Annotated in this window: 19 protein-coding genes and 1 pseudogene; 18 read left to right on the forward strand and 2 right to left on the reverse strand. The window is 32.9% G+C overall.

Annotated elements, in window-relative coordinates; all coding sequences use genetic code 11:
* Positions 1-475 precede the first annotated feature (475 nt).
* From DMZ48_RS13050 to DMZ48_RS13065, 4 genes are all read left to right on the forward strand, one after another.
* Positions 476-1138 carry a hypothetical protein gene (locus DMZ48_RS13050; protein ID WP_143955604.1) on the forward strand — a complete coding sequence of 221 codons (663 nt, stop codon included), beginning with the start codon at positions 476-478 and terminating at the stop codon, positions 1136-1138.
* A gap of 768 nt (positions 1139-1906) precedes the next feature.
* Positions 1907-2647 (forward strand): CPBP family intramembrane glutamic endopeptidase, encoded by a 741-nt coding sequence (locus DMZ48_RS13055; RefSeq protein WP_143955605.1) that lies wholly within the window; start codon positions 1907-1909, stop codon positions 2645-2647.
* 66 nt (positions 2648-2713) lie between these two features.
* Positions 2714-4348, forward strand: coding sequence for an amidohydrolase family protein (locus DMZ48_RS13060; RefSeq protein WP_162558720.1), 1635 nt, complete (start codon positions 2714-2716; stop codon positions 4346-4348).
* Positions 4349-4426: 78 nt separating this feature from the next.
* Positions 4427-4693, forward strand: a complete 267-nt coding sequence (locus DMZ48_RS13065) for a hypothetical protein (protein ID WP_143955607.1) — start codon at positions 4427-4429, stop codon at positions 4691-4693.
* A gap of 327 nt (positions 4694-5020) precedes the next feature.
* Here DMZ48_RS13065 and DMZ48_RS13070 read toward each other — a convergent pair whose 3' ends face one another.
* Positions 5021-6376, reverse strand: coding sequence for a serine hydrolase domain-containing protein (locus DMZ48_RS13070; protein WP_143955608.1), 1356 nt, complete (start codon positions 6374-6376; stop codon positions 5021-5023).
* A 331-nt stretch (positions 6377-6707) separates the two neighbouring features.
* On the opposite strand from DMZ48_RS13070, the gene DMZ48_RS18685 reads away from it, so the two are divergent.
* The 12 genes and pseudogenes from DMZ48_RS18685 to DMZ48_RS13130 all read left to right on the forward strand — a co-directional run bounded on the left by DMZ48_RS18685 (position 6708) and on the right by DMZ48_RS13130 (position 17287).
* Entirely contained in the window at positions 6708-7472 is a 765-nt protein-coding gene (locus DMZ48_RS18685; RefSeq protein WP_199287974.1) for a DUF6090 family protein, read from the forward strand.
* Between the two features lie 180 nt (positions 7473-7652).
* Positions 7653-8078, forward strand: a complete 426-nt coding sequence (locus DMZ48_RS13080; protein WP_143955609.1) for a hypothetical protein — start codon at positions 7653-7655, stop codon at positions 8076-8078.
* 610 nt (positions 8079-8688) lie between these two features.
* Positions 8689-9213, forward strand: coding sequence for a hypothetical protein (locus tag DMZ48_RS13085; protein WP_143955610.1), 525 nt, complete (start codon positions 8689-8691; stop codon positions 9211-9213).
* A 219-nt stretch (positions 9214-9432) separates the two neighbouring features.
* Positions 9433-9909, forward strand: coding sequence for a hypothetical protein (locus tag DMZ48_RS13090; protein WP_143955611.1), 477 nt, complete (start codon positions 9433-9435; stop codon positions 9907-9909).
* A 19-nt stretch (positions 9910-9928) separates the two neighbouring features.
* Entirely contained in the window at positions 9929-10501 is a 573-nt protein-coding gene (locus DMZ48_RS13095; protein ID WP_143955612.1) for a hypothetical protein, read from the forward strand.
* Between the two features lie 152 nt (positions 10502-10653).
* A complete protein-coding gene (locus tag DMZ48_RS13100; protein ID WP_143955613.1) occupies positions 10654-11472 on the forward strand; it encodes a GIY-YIG nuclease family protein in 819 nt (272 codons plus the stop codon).
* 400 nt (positions 11473-11872) lie between these two features.
* On the forward strand, positions 11873-12058 hold the full coding sequence (locus DMZ48_RS13105; protein ID WP_338420310.1) for a tyrosine-type recombinase/integrase: 186 nt from the start codon (positions 11873-11875) through the stop codon (positions 12056-12058).
* 157 nt (positions 12059-12215) lie between these two features.
* Complete coding sequence (locus tag DMZ48_RS13110) at positions 12216-13526, forward strand: gliding motility protein GldB-related protein (RefSeq protein WP_143955614.1); 1311 nt, start codon at positions 12216-12218, stop codon at positions 13524-13526.
* 433 nt (positions 13527-13959) lie between these two features.
* Positions 13960-14532, forward strand: coding sequence for a helix-turn-helix domain-containing protein (locus DMZ48_RS13115; protein ID WP_143955615.1), 573 nt, complete (start codon positions 13960-13962; stop codon positions 14530-14532).
* A 198-nt stretch (positions 14533-14730) separates the two neighbouring features.
* Positions 14731-14955: pseudogene (locus DMZ48_RS18900) on the forward strand (transposase); the annotation flags it as partial.
* Between the two features lie 295 nt (positions 14956-15250).
* Entirely contained in the window at positions 15251-16423 is a 1173-nt protein-coding gene (locus DMZ48_RS13125; protein WP_143955616.1) for a DUF6438 domain-containing protein, read from the forward strand.
* 444 nt (positions 16424-16867) lie between these two features.
* Complete coding sequence (locus DMZ48_RS13130; RefSeq protein ID WP_143955617.1) at positions 16868-17287, forward strand: hypothetical protein; 420 nt, start codon at positions 16868-16870, stop codon at positions 17285-17287.
* Positions 17288-17409: 122 nt separating this feature from the next.
* Here DMZ48_RS13130 and DMZ48_RS13135 read toward each other — a convergent pair whose 3' ends face one another.
* On the reverse strand, positions 17410-17820 hold the full coding sequence (locus DMZ48_RS13135; protein WP_242009202.1) for a site-specific integrase: 411 nt from the start codon (positions 17818-17820) through the stop codon (positions 17410-17412).
* A 1034-nt stretch (positions 17821-18854) separates the two neighbouring features.
* Between DMZ48_RS13135 and DMZ48_RS13140 the strand changes: the two genes are divergently transcribed.
* On the forward strand, positions 18855-20585 hold the full coding sequence (locus DMZ48_RS13140) for an amidohydrolase (protein ID WP_242009203.1): 1731 nt from the start codon (positions 18855-18857) through the stop codon (positions 20583-20585).
* Between the two features lie 5 nt (positions 20586-20590).
* Positions 20591-21805, forward strand: a complete 1215-nt coding sequence (locus tag DMZ48_RS13145) for a carbohydrate porin (RefSeq protein ID WP_143955620.1) — start codon at positions 20591-20593, stop codon at positions 21803-21805.
* Positions 21806-22171: the final 366 nt, after the last annotated feature.

Raw genomic sequence — 22171 nt, forward strand, 5'->3', positions numbered from 1 at the left:
GAATATAAAGTTTTTAATGGTTAGTCTTCCGCACGTCTGTAACCTTCCGTTGTCTTAAGGAATTTAAATGCATTTAAATGGAGCTAAAGACAAATATGAGGTTAGGTAACTATTCTGTCTTTAAGTAGGGGAAAAGCTCATGAAAAGGCCTAAAGCGCCTGGAACTATCAATGCTTATTCAGTTTTTCAAATTCCTGCAAACGAATGGGCTATTTTTAGTCGGTGTGTCAGTTTGAGTGTAAAGAAATCCTGACACCGTATAGCTGTTATTAAGTAAGGTCTTTCAGTTATTTATGCATTCCTGATTGCACATGCTAATCTAAGTTAACAAACTTCGGAGGCATTATTTGACCTCTTTTTGAAGGATTACTATATTTATTTTTTCATATTTGGGGTCAAATAAGGGTTTTGGTTGTGCGCCTTTCAAGTGAATTTAGACGCAGTAATAGTAACCACCAATATCAGATACATAAAAATGAGAAAATTAAGAATTTTATTCATAACGCTTTTAATCGCTTCATGTGGAAATGGAAGTCTATTAAATGACGAAGAAAAAGAATATTTATTGCAAGTAACAGAATCAGAAGATCTCATATTAACCCATAATAATGGTGATTTTACTTTGGAGTTATATAATAGTGAAATAACCGATGAAGGAGAACAAGAGTTATTTTCATCCATTATTTTATTGCAGTTGACTAAAATAGTTGATAAGAAATTGAATGTGAAAGATACTTATGGAAATAATACAGTTATTTTTAAAGATAAGAAAGGAGAAAGAAGTTATGATCTTAATAATATGACCCTTTCCGACGCAATGAAATCTTATAATTCATTAGATAGTATCATAACCTATGCTGAAGTGGGAGATAAGTTGAATTTAAATAATTTTATTGTAGGAGATTTGCTAACTAAGTCAGCAGCAGATCAGTTGGTTAACAAATGCTTAGATTCCTTTAATTCAGAGGTTGATTATGTAATAAACTCTTACGGGTTTGAGAATTCGAATGAAGATATTGATGGTAGAAATAGAGAAGTCATCAAAATTTACACGATATATGAAAATTCGAATGTTAGAAAACACATTATTTTTACTTTTATTTCAAATTTTTTGTGGGATGCTTATTTTTTTGATTGAACATAATTTTAGACAACACTGTGACATTATTTATTCCTATTGGAATCATCTCTGCTGAAGACGGTATGATTAGCATCAAAATAAATCCTCATCAATATGTTTAACAGTTCAGGCAAATTTCTACGCTAGATTACTTGATGGTTAAAGTCCAATAAGAATACTAAATAAACTATTCTGTAACGTCTATGATATTCTTCTGGGTATACTTTGGTTGAAAAAGTAACGGATCGTATAAAAAATGATAGAAGATATTCAAGAACCTTTTAGAGAGTGATAATCGATAAATGATCAGATTTGCTTAATTATCAAGTTTTTTTATTTCATCTTCAAATAGATGACCTTTATTATCGTAAACGTTATAATTAATCGTAAACGTTATAATTATAGGTATTGTCATTGATTGAAATAATATCTATTGTAATTGTGTCTTTTCCAATTTGAAACGTCTCAGTTCTTGTTATCAAAACATTACGAATTTCAGGAATATCATTGCATATATATGAAGGCCCCTGTTTTAATTTTTAAATAATTTAATTTTTTTGATTATTGCAGGAAATATTTAGGAAAAAAAATTTTAGGAAGATAGGATATATGCAATGCTTTGAATGTTTCATTTAAATTTAATTATAGCGGATGAAATTGGTTCGGGGACATGCATTAGGAGAAGTAGCAAGTAAAATACTAAAAGACCAGATTCGCTTATGGACGTTACAGTTTTAGAATGGGATATTGATTGTGTGAATATGGAAAAATTAATTTGTACATATTATGAAAGAAAAAATTATGGTATATCTGAAATTATCAATTTTTTTATTGATTTTAATTTCTATACTATATTACTTTTTTAAAATTGAAAATTATTATTTAAGAAGTATCTTCATTTATTTATCATTTATTGTGATGGGAGTTTTATTTTCTGCAAATAATAGTTTTCCCAATATCAAAAAGAATAGAATTTCTCCATTAAGAATAAAAAATGCATCATATGTTGCATTAGGGGTGATTATTATCTCATCGTTCATCGCTTATAGTATGGTTTATTATTTAAAGGGGAGTAGTGTAAATTATTTTAATTTTAAACCAAATTATAACTTATGGGATAGAATTGTGTTTTCATTGATGGTCGCTCCTATAATAGAAGAATTTCTTTTTAGAAAATCATTAATTGATTTGATGATTAAGAGTTTTAATGCAAAATTCACAATAATAATTTCTGCAATTTTATTTTCAATAGCGCATTTTAATACTGATGGAAATTTGTTGCAAATTTTTTTGGTTGGTGTAATTTTAGGGTTTATTTATTATGTAACGAAAGACATTTGGATAGTTATTATAATTCATTCATTTATAAATTTAGGGACTCTATCACTTCGCTATATTTTAGATGATCTGTTTGATTATTTAATCAGTGTAAAATTCATTATAATTCCGATTTGTATATTTTTCGTTATTGGATGTATTTTATTGGTGTCGGGATTAAATTATTTTAGAAAAATTAGTCATTCGTAACATCCGATTTCCAAAGAATTTCGAAATTAGTTATGCTTCATAATGACCAGTAAGTCACGAAGAACCATGCATAAGTTCATAATCAAAAAATTTTTGATTGCAATCTTTTCAATGATGTTACTAACCTCCTGTAAAAAGACAGAGACTGGTGATATTATAGTATCTAATATTAACATCGTCGATGTTAAAAATGGCTTACTGATTAAACAACAAGATGTTATTATTAGCGGAAATAGAATTAAAAAAATTATTCCACATGACCGCTTTAATTTAAAATCAAACGTCATTTTAGAGGGTTCAGGTAAATTTCTGATTCCCGGATTATGGGATATGCATACACATATGCGCTCCTATTCCGGTAGCGATAATTTACCAATGTTCATTTTTTATGGTGTTACAGGGATAAGAGACTTAGGGCTAACCAACCATAAATTGATAAAGCACTGGAAAAGTCAAATAGAACAAAATGTTATCATCGGGCCTCGAATTATTTCTTCTGGATCTATCATAGAAGGTTCTGATCCATCTTTTAAGAGTTCTATAGTAATAAACAAACTTGAGGATGTAGAACCAGTTTTGGATTCTCTGATAGCTCAGGATATTCAAGTTGTAAAACTATTTCATACGATTCCTTCAGAAGTGTTTAAAGATATAATTCGCTATTCAAAAAAAAGAGGAATAGTAACTTCGGGTCATATACCAGATGATATGAATCAAATTACGGCCGCTCAGGCAGGTTTGAACTCAATTGAACATTTGTATGGAATTTGGAACACGCTTTCGAATTACAATAACCTGGATTTCTCAGCGGATGAAATCGAAAATTTAGCTCAGGTACTTATTGAAAATAACATCTATCAAACTCCTACGTTAGTTAGTGAAGAATACTATTCGAAATTAGGACAAGCATCAAAAAACAGGAAAACTGAACAATTACTTTTTGAAACAAACCAATACCTTGAATTGACACCTAAATATTTCAATTCCTGGTGGTCTATGCTTAAAGAGCAACATATGCAAAACTTGACTGATGACGACTATTTACAGGCTCGAAGCTCTTTTGAATTCATGAGGGAAATTACTGTTAAACTCAATGATTTAGGAGTGAAAATTTTAGCTGGTACAGATGTGCCTAATCCGTATGTAATTACGGGAATCAGTCTTCATAATGAGTTAGAGCATTTCGTTAATGGAGGAATGTCGCCTTCTGACGCTCTAAAAACGGCTACGTTGTACCCTGCGCAATATTTTAACAGGAGTGATGAATTAGGTTCAATAGATGAAAATTACATTGCAGATTTAGTAGTATTAGATGCGAATCCTTTAGAGAATATTTCTAATACAAAACGAATTCACTCCGTAATTTATAATGGACGATTATTAACGCAAGAAAATCTACGTACTATTAAAGCTGATCAACTTCAATCTTTAGCTGAATATAGTGAAGACGATTTTGACCAGTTCATTTATATGGATGTACGACGAAATGGGGTAGATAGCGTTAGAAGAAAGTACGCTGACATTGATAGATCCAATGCTAATGCCAAATACAAAATAGAAAGTTATCATTTAGTGCGCTTGAGTAAAGCTCTTAAAGAAGGTTTTCAATTTGAGGAGGCTAAAAAGGCATTAGAATGGAATTTGGAATTATTCCCTGAAGATGAAATTACTAAGGCATTATTACTGGAACAACGTAATTAGCAAATTTGCTATCTTTCGGTTACGACGGAAAATCCTCGTGGATTTCCTGAAACATACCATAGTCAAACAATTAGAAATATGAAAAAACCAACGGTATTAAAAATATACTCTTTATTATATCTAATTGGTTGTATCATTTTCACAATTCTTAATTACTCAAATTTAGATAAAGGAGAAGGCTGGGGTTTGGTTTTAATGATTGGATTAATTTCAATGGGAATAATAGGATTAATTTTAGATTTCTTTCTTACCAAATTGATTCAAAACAAAATAACTTTGAATCTCACGGAATTATTTATTGTGTTAATATTCTCAATTGAGCTTTTAATTAAAATAAAAAAATAACATACTACTATAAGAAAAGTCTAACCCCTGTTATAAAAGTCTACACACTTTTTGGGATAGTGTCATTAGAATTATTTTTTACAATGTACACCAAGCTATTTTTTAATTATTATTCATTTTTGAAGTCAAAAAAATCATTTGACCCGACATGTAAGGCTGTTTCGGTTATTTTTTTAACTCAGGTATCTCACTTCTTTGTTATTTGCATTTTGGTCAGAATGATGCTTGGTTATGAAATTCCTCAATTTAGTGAGTATAGGGGAATGGATTGTAAAGGAATGTGGTCGATTTATAATATGTAGACAATTTTAAGCATTCATTTCCGTATTATCGTTTATAGGATGTTGTATGTAGTTTATTCCCCTCGATAATATTGTCATTCATATTTATAATCATTTTATTCCCATTAAATTCTATTTTCAATTCATCGGTGTAGGTAAGTTTCAAGACATTACCATCTGCGGCTAATAACTCATCATCTAAGAATAAATGGCCGTTAATTTCTTGTAAAGTAATTTTAGTGCGTTTAATACCCAAGTGTTTGGTAAGCTCTTCTTTATTGAAAATATAGGTTCCAATTTGACTCTTAAAAGAACCGGGATTAGCTAACATATCTTCAGATGGTAAGGCTATATCTTTATTTCTTATGGTAAGATATAAATCACGTAATAGTTGAAGTATAGGCGTATTTCCCCAATTTGAAGTTATTCCGATGAAGTCACCGGATTCTGGCATCCTGATAATTACACTCTTTGTACCATAACCACTACCTGTTGCAAAATGTATTTTTTCATTTCCAAAATATTTGATGCTCCATGTATAACCTTCAAAATCATTTTCACCACTTTGTACATGAGATTGAAACATCATGTCAACATACTTTTTGTTAAGAATTTTGTAGTTCTCCAACCCTTCAATGAACTGAAACAGATCTGAGGGGTTAGAATAAAGTCCACCCCCGGCATTATCTCCATAATGCTTACTTCTTTGAGCAAACTCTAATCCATTCGTAGTTATTCGGTAGGGTACTGCTAGGTTTGAAACAACATTTCTACTACTATAACAGCCTGTATTTTTAAGTTTTAAAGGTTGAATGATGTATTCGGTAATAAAATTTTTGTAGTTCATACCACTTACATTTTCAATAATAGCACCCAATAAAGTGATACCGGCATTAGAATATTCGTATCGATCTCCAGGGGCAAACAGAAGTGTTTGTTTCCCGACAAGTTCGACTTGTTCCTGGAATGTAAGTTCTTCATGCGGTTGAACTCCAGATTCTCTGGAAAGCCCTGATGTATGTGTCAGTAAATGATGTACGGTAACACTTTTCGCCCAACTTGCTTGTAAACCAGGAATATATTGTACTACAGGTGTATTAAGATCAATCTTGCCATCCTCGGCTAAGATTAAAATTGCCGTAGCCGTAAATGTTTTGGAAATTGAATTTATCGAGAATCGTGTATTTGGATTATTCTTGATTTCGAAGCTTCTGTTAGCAAACCCAAAGCTCTTTTCAAAGGTGCTATTATTGTGTATTACCACTTTAACAGTACCGGAAAAGCCATAGACCATTTCGTAGGCTTCAATTGTTGAATTTAGCTTTTGAATCAAACCTGAATCCTGACCAAACCCAAAATTTAAGTTTATTAATAGTAAGAGAATAATGATGATATGCTTCATGATTTATAATTACATACAACCTGTGTATACACACACTGATGTGTTTATTTCTAAAATAAATGCACCGCCAAAATAGAAAAAAACTTATATATTGAAGTTTTAGGTGAGAAGAATCTACAATAAAATGACACTTAGGGATTAGCTATTTTAAACGTTAGTAATGGTTTGGAACAGGTAAATTGAATGTAAATAACCTTCATTAAACAATTTTATCTTATTGAAATCCGTAAGAACATTTCTATGGAATTCATATTTTAGTGGGGATATCAAAAATATAATTGTAATTGCATATATACCATAGTTGAGTTTCATGAGGTCCAACCAATAACCAATGATGAAATTTTTTAGAAAAATTAGGCAAAATTTACTTTCGAAAGGAAAGATTGGAAAGTATTTGAAATATGCCATTGGTGAAATTGTCCTTGTGGTGATCGGAATTTTGATTGCCCTACAGATTAATAATTGGAACGACAATCGAAAAATTAATAACCAAAAACATTCATTACTTCAGAATATCAAAAAAGATTTAGAAGTAGATACGCTAAATTTTGCCGAAACAATCTCTTTTTTAAAAGAGAATACAGATTTAAAAAGGAGTTTACTTTCGTTGTCAGGTTTTGAAACCGTATCCGACGACAACTTGTTCGTCCTGATTTCTGCACGAAGTACTAATCAAACAGTTAATTCCTTAACTTTTGATAAATTCAGAAGCCTGGGAATTTCAAAAATCACAGATAATGAAGAACTGGTAACGGAGTTGGATGAGTACTACATCAATAAATCCAATATTTTAGAAGCATTTTTAAAATGGGACACCGAAGAATCAAAGGATACACGAGAATATTGGTTTTTTAACCAAAACCAATTCGAAATTGAAGTGAAATATTTTCCAATAAAAGACAAGTCGGAAATTTTCCAGTTTGGAAATCCGATTCAGAATAGGGAAAATTTAATACAATTGCTTTCTGAACCAAGAGGAAGAAACTTTGTTAAGATGGACTTTATAAGAAAAAAATTGCTCTTAGAACAGTATATTCTAATCTATCAAGCTGCAAAAATGTTAATTCCAAAAATAGAAACCGAATTAAACAATTAACGAAAGCACAACAATGGTTATAAGTCATAACTCGTTCTCGCCTGCTTCTGAAACCCGAAATGTCGGTGCTCACGAATTTTTAGTTTGGTGTGTACCTGCCAACCGGCAAGCCAGCTAGATAAGTTAAGTGCTTACCCATCCAACTATTCGTAACATGGACTGTTCTAACCAATTGTGAAGATGAAATTTTTACTTATTCCATATATTGCTTTAGGATTTGTTTTATCATTTGCCGTTAGAGTCGAATATAATGGTGAAGGTCAGGATATGTTTCCTACCTACTACGGAAGTCCATTTGTTTTCAAGCAAACATCTTTAGGAAGCTCAATGGAATATTTTTATAGTATTTCTGGACTTATTTTAAATATTCTAACTTGGAGCATTATATTATTCCTTTTTGACAAAGGGATCCAAAAAATAAATAAGACCATAGAATTTAAAGTTGGATACAAGGTTGTTATAGGGCTTTTGATTGTCTTTTCGACATTAAATATTTCAATAGAGTTTGTAATGCTTGGACAAGGATTTAATGAAAATATGAACTATTGGTATTGGAATATGGAAAAGGAAACTGATGCTACGGGAATGGATTGTAAAGGAATGTAGTCGATTTTTAATATGTAGAAAATGTGAAAAAAGCATTCAGTATTTCTTATAGTATTTTCAAATATTTATTCATTGCCTTCTGTCTTATCTATTGGATTGGTGTTGTAATTGATGACTGGGGATTTATCGAAAAGTACTGGTGTTCACATTGCCTTGAATATTCGGGAATTTGGGTTATTTGGTTTTTAATATACTCTCTAGAATTTTCAGTTTATTATTGGGGAACGGCTACCGTGATGATATTAATTAATCACAAAATAATTAAGCAGTTAAAAGAAAATTAAACCGGTTAAATAATATAGTCTTCATCTCATCGGTACGACCAAACAGTAAGATCCCAAATGAAACTGGGATTGACTAAACTGGATTTCGGTGTCATTCCATTACTTTTTGACTTTCTATGGGCATTGCTTTGTGTTGTAGGGGTGTTTTTCAGGAACGAGCTGCTGTATTTTCCGTACTTAAAAGATTTTTAGTTATTAGTAGTTCCCGGCACCTATTTAAAAATTTTCTTACATTAGTCAGTGAATATAAATCGGACCAAAAGTTAGCGCAGTTTACGAATTGCAATGGCAACGGGTTATTCACCAGATCGTTATATAGTATTCAAGTGAAGACACTCTACAAAGTATTAGGATTAGCAGTCATTGACTTTGGACTGATTTGGTTATGGGTTTACCAAATTGACCCCGACCCTAGTTTGTCTATTGGAATTATTCTTTTAGTCCCGTTTGTTTTTGTACTGAACCTGATAATAGCAGGAGTTCTATCCTTTGCTAAAAAGAAAGAATTTTCGAGAATATTCCTTACCAACTCTGTTATTGCTGCGATTATGATGTTTTATCTGTTTGGAGAAGGAATAGATAGAAACCAAAACAAACGTTTAGAGCAGTGGACCTTTCAAAAAGCTGACACGACTTTTTCATTGATAAGATGGAAAGAAAGCAAGGAGTTTAGTATGACTTATAGTTTAAATCCTGGATCGTCTTGGGGATTTTTGGATGGAACTTGCCAAAATCAAAATGGTAATTGGATTTTAAAAGCTGCTTCATTAAGAATGACAATTGACGAAAAGGATAACCTAATGGGTTTCAGGAATCCAACTGACACAATTGAAATGAATAAAATAAAATGATGATAACGCTACAACACGGTATCCTATAGCAAGTAAGGCGTTCGGTCATTAACGAAAGTTCAGTGCAATTCACCCACACCGCCAAATCGCTGATTTGGATTTTAAAAATGAATAAGATAAAAACAAAATACAACGCTTTGGCTCAGTGCAAACTTGAAAGTTTATCACATTTCTAATGCTCAACTTGCCATATATTAAATGTTGTACCTAATTTGAGAAATGAAAATATTCCCAACAAAAGAGCTGAAATTTAAGCTAATAGACGACCAAGCTGAAACGTTGAATCGACTGATTAGAAGAACTGAAAAGTCTGAAAATCTGACTTCTCAACATACCGATAAATCATTTCGTGGAATTATTATGGAAAATGAATTTAAAATAATATCATCTGCAATTGGAAAAGGAGCATTTTGCGTAATGACTGGAGCAATAGAGTCTGATAAAGGAAATGTGAAAGTGGAAATACATAAGGTTTTTAGAATATTATTGAGTTTATTACTTTGCTTTCCAATAATCGGACTGATTGCTTTGACTTTGACAAAAGCTCAAGAATACTCAGCTATTCTGATTTTAGTAATGATTGGACAAATTTTAATAATTAGGTATGCATTTATCGGTCTTGTTTTTAAGTTTTTATCGAGAGAAAGTCTGAATAGATTACGCGACGTACTTGACTTGGAATGGATAAAAAACTAGGCACAACATTGGCATTAATTTGAAAAAGACAATTTACATATCGATTTTTATGCTTTTTAGCATTACTTCTTTTTCTCAAGGGAAAGAATATAAATATCGACTATTAACATACGGAACGAATAGATTGCACTACTCAAAAGCAATGGAATTTGTTGGCGACAAATGGAATATTGAAATTTACAGTGTTGCGGGAACAACTGTGGAACATAGAGTTAAGGACAGTGCTGATGCAAAAAATACCGAATTATGGAAAGAACTTGACCAAATTAAAAATACCGACTCTCAAAAAGAATTCAAAAAACAAGTCATTGCGGAAATGAAAAATATTATGACCGCTCAAAAGATTGTTGACTCAAATAAAGAAGTTCAAAAAACGATTGACAAATTAAAAAACTCTGAATCTGACTCATACGCAGAATTGAAATATAAGAAGGACAATGGAATTTATGTTTGGTTAATATATACCACTGAAAAAGATAAATACTTTGGAAAATCAGTTGCCAAATACAATGCAAATGTAGATTTAAATACAAATACAGTTGAAATTGAACAGATTAAAAAAACTAATGCCAATAATGGCTCCTATAAGTAATTGCTTGTTCTCGCCTACTTCTGAAATTCCGCGAGGATTTTCAGTTTGGTGTGTACCTGTCTGCCGACAGGCAGGCTTGTAAAGTTAATCGCTAAACCACGCAATTACTCATAGCCCAACCGCTGGCAACAAGCTGAAAAAACATAAATCAATTGAATCAAAATTTACCTGAATATTACGTTTACGTTTACATTGACCCAAGAAATTTTGAGGAATTTTATTTTGGTAAGGGAAAAGGAAATAGAAAATCTACCCATTTAACGGACTCTTCAGATACAGAAAAAACTAAAAGAATTAAAGACATCCAAAAGGCAGGTTTAAATCCAATTATAAAAGTAATTGCAAAAGACTTGACTGAAAAACAAGCATTCTTAATTGAAAAAACACTCATTTGGAAATTAGGGAAAAATTTGACCAACTTATCTTCAGGACATTTCGCAGAAAAGTTTAGACCACACGATACTTTACACCTTGATTTAGCTCACTTTGATTTCAAAAACGGGCTTTATTACATAAATGTTGGAGAGGGAATTCACAGATGTTGGGAAGACTGTAAAAGGTATGGTTTTCTGTCCGCCGGACAACACCCAAAATATAGCGACCCAATAAAAACATTAGAAGAAGGAGATTTAGTTGCAGCATATTTGAAAGGTTATGGATATGTAGGAATTGGTAGAGTTGCCAAAAAAGCTGTTAGAGTAAATGAGTTTAAAATTGACAACCGACTTTTAAGCAGTTATGACCTAAAAGTTTTAGACATTTATGACAATAGTCATAACGAAAACTCTGAATTTCCAGTTAAAATCGATTGGATAAAAACAGTTGACAAAAAAGATGCAAAATGGAAATCCAAAAACGGACTTTTTTCTTCACAATTAATCAAAGCTTCTTTGCAAGGACAACCAAAAACAATTGAGTTCTTGGAAAAAGAATTTGAATTAAATTTTAAAGAATTAATGTTAATGGAATAAAGCCAGTTGCCAACAATGTATCCTATGAAAAGCATTAGTCGCTTTCTCCAAAGTTAATATTTTAATTTTCAACTACTTCATCATCTTTTTTTTAAGCGTGTTGATTTATGGATGAAGCTTTGATTCATCTTTAAATCAATACTATTTAACTTGCTCAGCATCCTATATGTGATCAATTCAATTTGAGTGTCACCGGCATCTGTATGATTATAAGTTATAATTGATCTGGTCAATTGCTAACCGATGTCATCTACACGGATAGTCAGCTACATTGTTTTGTGTTCCAGGTGATTTTATGAAGTTTAATGTTAATCCCCAATTTAACATATTGCAATCCGTAAATATTTCTATGGAATTTATATTTTGTGGGATATAAGGAATAGCTGTTCTAAGTTCGGGAATTCTGAAAAAGATTACGCTTCACACGCTAAGACTCCGTTTTGCTATACATTTTTTAGAAAGTGGAACCGATATCCGTTATATCCAAGAACTTTTGGGACTCAATAATCCTAAGATCACCATGATCTATACCCACGTAGCCGAAAATGCAATAAAAAATATCTCCAACCCATTTGAAGGCCTTTAATTATATTTACATTGCACACTGAGAAAATATAATATGGAAACTATACTGAAAAATAACTTGCAAAACGTGGGTATTGCCAACCAAATGGGCGGTATATGCCCAATAAAGTTCAGCATATAATCAAGTTGTCTGAATGCTGAAAAACGAACACCAAACAATGAATAAAATTATTACGTTCTTAACCATTGCCTTAATCTTTACAAGTTGTCAAACCCAAAAACAAAGTTCGAATATTGTTACGTCAGATATAAAAAACTTTTGGGAAGCCTACGATAAAATTACTTCGACACAAGATTCGATTTTGCAAAACAAATATCTCGACAGTCTGTATCTTAAAAAAGGAACTGAAGGATTAATAGCAATCCGACGAGCAAGAAATTATACGTCCCAAGAGTACATTTCTGCAATCAATAATTATCCTAAATTTTGGACTTCAATTAGAGAAAATACGTTGAAAGCAGACCAATACAGTTCCGAATTGGAGAAAGGAATTAAAAACTTAAAAGAAATTTACCCCAACATAAAACCTGCTAAAATATATTTTACGATTGGCGCTTTAAGAACAAACGGTACCACTTTAGACAGTTTAGTTCTAATTGGTTCGGAATTGGCTCTGGCAGATAAGGAAACACCAACAAATGAATTTCCTGAAAATCTATCACATTTACGGAATTATTTTGATTCTGAACCCAGCAAGAACATTGTATTCTTAAATATTCACGAATACGTTCACACACAACAAAAAACAACTATTGGAAATAGCTTATTAGCACAAACTGTTTTGGAAGGCGTTGCAGAGTTCGTTGCTGAAAAGGCATTGGAAACAAAGTCGCCAAACCCGCAAATTGAATTTGGCAGAAATAACGATGCTAAAATTAAAGCCAAATTTGAATTGGAAATATTCTCACCAAATCTATACAACTGGATTTGGAACAGTTCGGATAATGAGTTTGGAATGCGTGATTTGGCATACTACGTTGGTTATAGGATTTGTGAAGATTATTACAACATATCAACGGACAAACAACAAGCAATTGAGGAAATGATAGAACTTGATTACAATAATGAACGTGAAATAATCAAATTTGTAGAAAAATCAGAGTATTTTGGCAAACCTTTAAACTCATATAAAGAAGTATTTGAAAAAAGCAGACCTAAAGTTGAAAGTGTAGATAATATTCAAAACAAAAGCACCAACGTACCAACAAACATTGATGTATTGACAATTCATTTTTCTCAAAAAATGGATTCACGTTTTCGTAATTTTCAATTAGGTCCTCTTGGAGAAGAAAATGTTATTAGAATTAAAGATTTTCAAGGTTTTTCAGAAGACAGAAAATCCGTAAGTTTTGGCATAGAAAAATTAGAGCCATCAAAAAAATATCAAATAGTTGTTGGTTCTGGATTTAGAAATACGGAAGGAATTCCTTTAATCCCGTATTTGATTGAATTTAAGACGACTGAATAATAAAAGCCTGCACACAATAACCATGTCTTCGAGTGATCGGTACGGCCAAACATGAAGATCCCGATTTCTGTCGGGATTGACTGAACCGGATTTTGGTGTCATTCTACTACTTTTTGACTTTCTATGGGCATTAGCTTTGTGTTGAAGGGGTGTTTTTCAGGAACTGCTACTATATACTTATCTGTAACTTGCAGTCCCCAACAATTATTTTAATATTTTCTTACTTTAATTGGTGAATAGGAATCTAGCCAGAAGTTAGCACAGTTTTCGAACCGTATAGGCAATGGCTCATACACCGGAGCGTTGTGAACCATTATGAAATTTCCCTTGACAATTATAGGACAAATGAAATGTCACATAAATGTCTATTCAAAGTCACCCGCCTATTTCCACTAAAAATATATTTTGGACCTCTAATTAAAATTGTAGCGACATGAATTTAATTGTAAATAAAATCATCGAATTAAGGAAAAAACAAGGTCTTACTCAAGAAGAGTTGGCTGAGAAATCGAATGTCAACCTAAGAACTATTCAACGAATGGAAAATAACCAAAATGAACCTCGAGGTAATACATTGAAACTAATTTGTAAAGCATTAGAAATTGATATAACAGAATTAGCCGAAAATAACATTATGGATAAAAGGAAAAATACAGGTGCCAGAATAATCGAATGGCTATTTCTTTTAATCCTCAATTTCATTTTAATGGGTATTATCGGATTTCTGACCCTCGATTCTAATGCGAATTGGAATAGCTTATTTGGTGGCATTTTAGTAAGTATTCTACTCCCATTTTTCATCGTATACTGGACACAAAAAATGACAGGAACTGAAAGACTGGTTAAGTTTGGTTTGGGCTACCTATTTTACTTTCTGTTTATATATTATCTGCATGGATTTATTATTGGATTTAAAACGGGACTATTTCCATGTTTATTCTTATCCTTAACGGTACTTTATTTTGGTGAAAAATTAATTAAAAGGAAAACAAACGTTGCAAAATAACTAAGTCTTCACATAGTCTTTACGGCCAAACATGAAGATCCCGGTTTCTGTCGGGATTGACTGAACCGGATTTTGATGTCATTCTACTACTTTTTGACTTTCTATGGGGATTGGTTTGTGTTGGTAGGTTGTTTTTAAGGAACATGACATACTGTTAAAGGAGCATATAAGGCAGGACATTTAGTCAAACACTATAAAAACAGACAGGCCTGCAAAAACTGTCATCTCAGAGTACTCTGTACCAGAAACAAAAATGGTCACTTCATTGAAAGATCGATTTATCAGGAAGACCTTGACAGCAACCAACAAAGGGTTTTGAATAACCCGGAATATTATAGACTAAGGCAACAAATTACTGAACACCAGTTTGGAACATTAAAAAGACAATGGGATTTTAGTTCCACCTTGGTAAAGGGGAAATAACACGCACTTACTGAAGTAAAACTTATCATGATGTGCTATAATCTTAAAAGACTTTTAGCTTTTGGGGACCACAAAGAATAAAAGAAAGGTTCAAAGATCTTTTCCTTGAAAATACAGCTATAAATAAGTCAATTAAGCACATTTTAAGCACTCTAAACGTTTTGAAAAATATAGACAGTGTAGAAAGAAAATTCTTTAAAACGTTTGCAATACTTCCTTAAATCCAAACGAAACACTTATTTTTAGTCCAAAATGAGGTTGCTGCGCAGACTCCCGTTACCACCAATTTGAGAAAATGACGAAGCTGAAATTCATATATCTTATTTTTATTCCACTAATTTTAGGTTGTGAAACCGAGAAAAAAAGCACCGAAAATAATCTAATCGGAGAATGGAGTAAAATTGAAAAAGTAGAGGATAATGATTATCCACCACCACCACCAGGTTTTAACAGACCTTTTGGTATTGGATTTACAGAAGATAAAATTGAATTTTTTAATGGATTTCAAAGATATGACCAAGATTCGGTTACAGGAAAACGACAACTGAATTACAAAGGAACATTTACTGACTATAAAGTTAAAAACGATAGTATTTTTGTTCTAAATCCATTTAATGAAAATTGGGATTTTAAATGGAGAATAAAGAAACAATTAACTGATACTTTAATTCTTACAAGAAATGACTCAACTTTCATAAAACTTCAAAGAATAAAAGAGAAAAAAAGCAACTCATTTGACCAAATTATATTCTCAAGTTCTGGTTGTTATGGTTCTTGCCCAATAATCGACATTTCAATAAATAATAACAACAAAATATATTTTCAGGGAGAAGGCTATGTAAAACCATTAGGGTTTTATGAATCCATAATTGATAGTATTAAGACTGATTATATATTTTCAAAGTTTGCAAAAGCAAATATTGAGAGCTTAAAAAGTGATTACGCAGTTGGACACACAGATGACGAAAGTATTACAATAACATTTGTTAAAAATGGGCAAATAATCAAAACGATTCACGATTATGGAAATGCAGGTCCAAAAGAATTAATTTGGGCATATGTTCCTATTCAAAATTTATACACACAAGTTGAACTTGATAGTTTAGCAAATGACGAACCATTTTACCCAAAACTTCATTACTATACTTTCGAAAAAGATTCACAAATATTACGATTAGAAAAATCAGAAAGCTTCTTTTTATGGACAGAAATAAAAGACTCTAAAATAGTTAACACAAAATTTGATTCTAAATATAACATAGGCCTTAGAGGTAACTACACATATTGGGGAGCTGACCCAAACGAAAAAAGAAAACACCAATATGAATTGGATAAAATTGAATCAGATGGCAAATTATTTAAGTTTTCATTTAAAGACCAAAAATCAATAACATATGATTTAGGATACAACTTTATTAAAAGGAATTTTAAAGAATCTGATTTTAAGAAAAAAACGAAATACGATTAAAAAACTGGTGGTAATAACTAAGTCTTCGTGTGGTCGTTACGGCCAAACATGAAGATCCCGATTTCTGTCGGGATTGACTGAACCGGGTTCTGGTGTCTTTCGATTACTTTTTGACTTTCTATGGGGATTGCTTTATTTTGGAGGGTTGTTTTTCAGGAATCTAGAGAACTGTTATTGGAGCATTTTTTTATAGTTGGTCTCGTATACGGCGGTTCTAAATTGATTTTTACCCTTATAGTATGTTAGTATACTTAGTTATTAAATACCCCCATTTATTAAAAACAGATGCTATCAGAAAGAAAATTCATTAAAACGTCTGTAATACTCCCTTAAATCCAGACGAAACACTTATTTTTAATCTAAAACGAGGTTGCTGCGCAGTCTCTCGTTACCTGCAAGTTGAGAAAGATCGTAACTGACATAACAGATAGAACAATAAACTTTGTGGAATTTGATACCACAAAAAATTGGATTTCGGATTTTCCTACCGACCATTGGTGTCTGATTATAATTGCGGACGAAAAACATACATATTACTTTGATGAAATAATAAGAAAATCAATTGACCGAAATGTTGGTTATATATGTGGAGTTGGAAAACAAGCTGACTTGATCCATGATATGGCTGACGAGGAAATTGAATTTCGTGATGTTGATATTGACGACTATTATCTGCCAAATCACGTAATAATGACTGTTGGAGAGGAAGATTTTGAAAACGGAATTTGGTTCGGACTAAATCTTACCTTTAATTACGAAACAGATATTGACGAAATTATAATTATTGATATGACTAAAAAAGCGTTTGGCAAAATAACCGAACTCATTGAAAAATTAGAAAACGGATATTTGCCGACGGAATAGAAAACCAATATGTTACTACAGCCCCTTAGAAAAGCATTATTCGCTTACTAGAAATTTAAAACCTACTTTATAACAACCTTCCCATTCTTCCCTTCAATCCGCTTCATCAAATTATCCATATCTTAACTGATCTTGGTATCAATCACCCTAGCATAGATTTGTGTGGTAGAGAGCTTCGTATGTCCCAGTAGCTTTGAAACCGTTTCAATTGGCACTCCGTTGGTAAGCATCACCGTAGTTGCAAAAGTGTGCCTGGCTACATGAAAGGTCAGGTGTTTCCTGATGCTGTAGAATTCCGCAATTTCTCGGATGTATTCATTGGTCTTTTGATTGGAACAGATGGGGAGTATTTTTCCGTTTATTGCATTTTCCGGACTGTCCAGATATTTTTCCAGAATCTCCCAGGTTTTGGGTAGGAGGGGGATCTTTACCAGTTCTTGGGTCTTTTCTCTTTTGGTGAATAACCAGATTCTGTTGTCGATACCTCGTATCAGGTAGTCTTTGGTGAGTTCTTTAGCATCTACATAAGACAAGCCGGTATAACAGGAAAAAAGAAAACAATCCTTGATGCGTTCCAGTCGGTCGATTTTGAATTCTGTGGTTTCAATGATTTCCAGTTCCCGTTGGGTTAAATAGGGGCGGTCGTATTATGGTATTTCATTACCCCGTTATTTACCCATTTCAGGCGTTTATTTTCTTCGAACGTATTTGATAGGAGTAGGGTGTCAAACAAGCCACAGGACCATTTAAAATCCCTTGTTTTGACTTCACTTAAGGATAGGGTAAAAAGGCAAAACAAGAGATGCTTGGAGATTACTCGCTTCACTCGTGATCCTGTAGTGGGGGCTTTTCTTGGTCGGGGTGGCAGGACTCTCGCCATGCCTTGAAACCCCTTATTATTACTAGGCTTTACACGAATTCTTCTTGTTGAACTCACGATTAACTCACAAAATGATCAGAACGTATAAAAGTTGCTTGAAACTTTGTACTTTTTAAAGGTAAATATATGAAAATGGAAAAATAGAACAACAAGGTTATTATCAAGATAATAAAAGAATTGGAAAATGGATATTATTTAATGAGGATGGTGATTTTATTCAAACTTTAAAGTTTGAATAAAATGCCGTAGGCTAGTAATAGTTCTAATATAGCAACTATTATATTTATAATTCTATTTGCATATTTTCCAAATATAAATTTTAAAACAGAATAGGTGAAAGGATTAAATAATGGTACTAATTTGGACCCTTTAGATTCAAATCTAAGCTAGCACTAAGATTATAAAAATAACATTTTTTCTTGTTGATACAACTGTCTTCTTTTAGCTAAGGTTTGTCGTTTAATAATTGCTCTTTGTTCTAAAATATTATCAGTTCTCCCTAAAATATTCTGGTCAATTTTCTTTACTCAATTATAATTGATCTGCACATTAAACCAGTAATAAATAAAGCTAAATATCTCCTCATTATTTAATGCCTATGTAATTGATTTTTAGTATCTTACTGCTTGGAGACAATTCATATATAGAATTGTAAATTTTACATTATCATCTAAAATCAGAATCATTATGAAAAATCTGTTTTCAATTGCCTTTTTAGTCTTAATACTTGTGTCTTGCAAAAGCAAGGACGAAAAGGTTACCACCTCTGATGAACCTAATAATTCCAATCAAACCATTTATTTCGGTGGGGATATTTTGACAATGGAGGGGGACCAACCTCAATATGTTGAAGCAGTAGTATCAGAAAATGGAAAAATTGTTTTTGTTGGAACCAAAGAAGAAGCAATGTCTAAATACAAAGCCAACGAAGTAGACCTCTCAGGTAAAACGATGGTTCCCGGTTTTGTAGATGGCCATGGACACTTCTACAATGTAGGTTTTGCGAGACAGGTAGCAAATTTACTCCCCCCTCCTGATGGTCCGTGTCACAATGTTCAATCGGTAATAGAAACTATGAACGAATGGAAAGAAACCGATGATGGAAAATTTGTTTTTGAGACATTTGGTTATTTAATCGGACATGGATATGACGATTCTCAGCTAGAGGAAAAGGATCATCCAAAGGCAACCGATCTGGACAAGATAAGTTCTGAATTTCCGGTAATGTTGATTCATCAATCTGAACATTTAGGGGTATTGAACACTAAAGCTTTGGAAATGGCAGGGTACACCAAGGACACCCCAGATCCGGAAGGAGGTCATATCAGAAGAAATCCAGATGGCACTCCTAATGGTGTTCTGGAGGAAAAAGCCTTATACAATGTACTTTTCCCTTTATTAGGAAAAGCCACCCCCGAATACTCCATTCGCTGTATTAAAAAATCTCAGGATGAATATGCAAGTAACGGATATACCACAGTCCAGGATGGGCGTACCACCTCCGACCAGTCCAAAATTTTTCGGGATGCAGCCAATAATAATTTGTTTTATCTCGATATCGTCTCTTATCCAGATATTGATGAAAAAGGTTTTACTATGGATACGGCATTCTATGGTAAAACTTTTAAAAATCACTACAGGGTTGGTGGGGTGAAATTAACCTTGGATGGATCCCCACAAGGAAAAACAGCCTGGTTAACAGAATGTTATTTTGTAAATCCACCCGGACAGGAAGGATGTTACAAAGGTTTTCCCATTATGGATGATGACAAAGCCAATGCCTATCTGGAGGAAGCTTTTAAAAATAAATGGCCAATTATATGCCATACAAATGGTGACGCTGCAATTGATCAATATATCAATGCTGTTTCCTTAGCTTCTAAAAAATACCCTAACCCCGACCACAGATCAACCATTATCCATGGTCAGACGCTTCGAAAAGATCAAATTCCACATGTAAAAGAACTGGGCATGTATTGTTCACTATTTCCAATGCATACATTTTACTGGGGTGACTGGCACAGGGAATCTGTTCTGGGTGAACCAAGAGCTAGTTATATTTCACCCTGTCGTGACGTTATAGATGCCGGTATAAATCTGACATCTCATCACGATGCTCCGGTGGTTTTCCCAAATTCCATGCGAGTTTTGGATGCAACTGTAAACAGAGTTACCCGCACAGGTTATATACTGGGGCCCGATCAACGTATCACACCTTATGAAGGCTTAAAAACAATGACCATTTGGGGAGCCTACCAAAACTTCGAAGAAGACAGTAAAGGGAGTTTAAAAGAAGGGAAAATAGCCGATTTCGTGATTTTAGATAAAAATCCAATCAAAATAGATCCAATGGAAATCCATGATATTAAAATCGTTGAAACTGTAAAGGATGGGGAATCAGTTTATAAACTAAACTAAATTCTATGAAGTATTTGGTCCTATTCTTAGTATGCTGCTTTTTCATGACTTTCCAGGTAAAAGCCCAGGATTCCTCAAATCAATATTTAACAGGGAACTGGGGAGGAGTCCGGGATTCTATGAATCAATCGGGTGTCTATCTCAATCCCCGCCTTACCGTTTTTAATCACAATTTCGTAGCCGGAACCGGTTCTAAAGAAAGTGTTTTTAATGGAAAAGCACAATTGGATGTAAAATTAAACGGTAAAAAAATCGGACTTGAAAAATGGACATTGGTAACCAAATTCGAATACAATTTTGGTAATGCTCTTGATTTCTCCGGCGAGGTATTAATTCCAAAAAATACTGTGATTACCTTTCCCGGATATGTCAATGGATCCAGGTTTGATATAAGCAGTGTCTTTTTGTTGTATGCCTGGAAACCCGGAAATCAGGTTCTGTTTGGTAAGATAAACATGGTCGATATGGCTTCCGGAACTATATACAGTGGTGGAGCCGGTTTGGATGCCTTTTGGAATCTGGGTTATGCTGCACCCGTTTCAGGAATTACACCACCCTATATTTTTGGGGCTATTGCCAACATTTCCAGTGAAAAATTAAAATGGACCTTCATGGTATATGATCCTGTAAGTGTGGTGGGGAAATCCGGATTTGATGCTCCTTTCAATCAGGGTGTGGTTTTATCTGTATCCCCTGGCTGGAAGGTTAAAATAGGAAATTCTGTGGGGAATCATGCAATTCGTTTAGCGTACAGCACTCAGGATGGTAATAATTTGTATAATTTAGGAGATCTAAATCCTCCGGTTGATGTGCCCCTATCAGATAAAAAAAACAGGTATTTTGGTAGTTATAGTTTTAATCATCCATTAAACAGCGAAAAGGATTGGGGGATATTTGGACAGATAAGCATTTCTGACGGAAATCCGAACCCCGTAGATTTTAGCTTTTTTGTAGGAATAGGCGGAAACAGTTTCTTTAACAACAGGCCTCTTGATAAATGGGGAATTGCATTTTATGACTATTCACTAAGTAGTATAATTGATGACGAGGCTGCGGCCATTAATATTCCCCTTCGGGACGAATTAAACTTAGAAACATTTTATCAGTACTGGATTAATAACTGGTTTTCAATTGGTGGAGATATTCAGATAACAAAACCAATCCTGAAAAATGCTGATACAGCAGTTTTTCTGGGGTTAAGATCGTCAATAAAATTTTAGATTATTTATCTATTGCAATCTGCGGTATCATAATGAAAAGAGAATATCCTTAACATTTCAATTCTTGTAAATCTGCGTTGTATGGTTGACGTATTGCGTTTAAAAATTTAAAAATAAGATATTGACTTAGACAATAAAAAATATGATACAATTTTATTTTCCAATTCTTTACTCCATTTTTTTATATAAATAATTTGAAAATCTTCATCCCTAAACATACAACGCCCAAATTGGTCACTAATAATAGTTCCATGAAGAGGATTATATTTAAAAATAATGGGATTTAGATAACCAAGATTAGTTCTATTTGAAATCTCACGAAGTGGATCCATTTTAAACTTTATTAATTCAGCAGGTTACATTATA

This window comes from Robertkochia solimangrovi, assembly GCF_007279655.1.
Taxonomy (GTDB): domain Bacteria; phylum Bacteroidota; class Bacteroidia; order Flavobacteriales; family Flavobacteriaceae; genus Robertkochia; species Robertkochia solimangrovi.

What these genes read in the sequence shown, in the direction of transcription:
- DMZ48_RS13050 (WP_143955604.1), top strand. Translation starts at nt 476, where the DNA reads ATGAGAAAATTAAGAATTTTATTCATAACGCTTTTAATCGCTTCATGT.
- DMZ48_RS13055 (WP_143955605.1), top strand. Translation starts at nt 1,907, where the DNA reads ATGAAAGAAAAAATTATGGTATATCTGAAATTATCAATTTTTTTATTG.
- DMZ48_RS13060 (WP_162558720.1), top strand. Translation starts at nt 2,714, where the DNA reads ATGCATAAGTTCATAATCAAAAAATTTTTGATTGCAATCTTTTCAATG.
- DMZ48_RS13065 (WP_143955607.1), top strand. Translation starts at nt 4,427, where the DNA reads ATGAAAAAACCAACGGTATTAAAAATATACTCTTTATTATATCTAATT.
- DMZ48_RS13070 (WP_143955608.1), bottom strand. Translation starts at nt 6,376, where the DNA reads ATGAAGCATATCATCATTATTCTCTTACTATTAATAAACTTAAATTTT.
- DMZ48_RS18685 (WP_199287974.1), top strand. Translation starts at nt 6,708, where the DNA reads ATGATGAAATTTTTTAGAAAAATTAGGCAAAATTTACTTTCGAAAGGA.
- DMZ48_RS13080 (WP_143955609.1), top strand. Translation starts at nt 7,653, where the DNA reads ATGAAATTTTTACTTATTCCATATATTGCTTTAGGATTTGTTTTATCA.
- DMZ48_RS13090 (WP_143955611.1), top strand. Translation starts at nt 9,433, where the DNA reads ATGAAAATATTCCCAACAAAAGAGCTGAAATTTAAGCTAATAGACGAC.
- DMZ48_RS13110 (WP_143955614.1), top strand. Translation starts at nt 12,216, where the DNA reads ATGAATAAAATTATTACGTTCTTAACCATTGCCTTAATCTTTACAAGT.
- DMZ48_RS13115 (WP_143955615.1), top strand. Translation starts at nt 13,960, where the DNA reads ATGAATTTAATTGTAAATAAAATCATCGAATTAAGGAAAAAACAAGGT.
- DMZ48_RS13125 (WP_143955616.1), top strand. Translation starts at nt 15,251, where the DNA reads ATGACGAAGCTGAAATTCATATATCTTATTTTTATTCCACTAATTTTA.
- DMZ48_RS13140 (WP_242009203.1), top strand. Translation starts at nt 18,855, where the DNA reads ATGAAAAATCTGTTTTCAATTGCCTTTTTAGTCTTAATACTTGTGTCT.
- DMZ48_RS13145 (WP_143955620.1), top strand. Translation starts at nt 20,591, where the DNA reads ATGAAGTATTTGGTCCTATTCTTAGTATGCTGCTTTTTCATGACTTTC.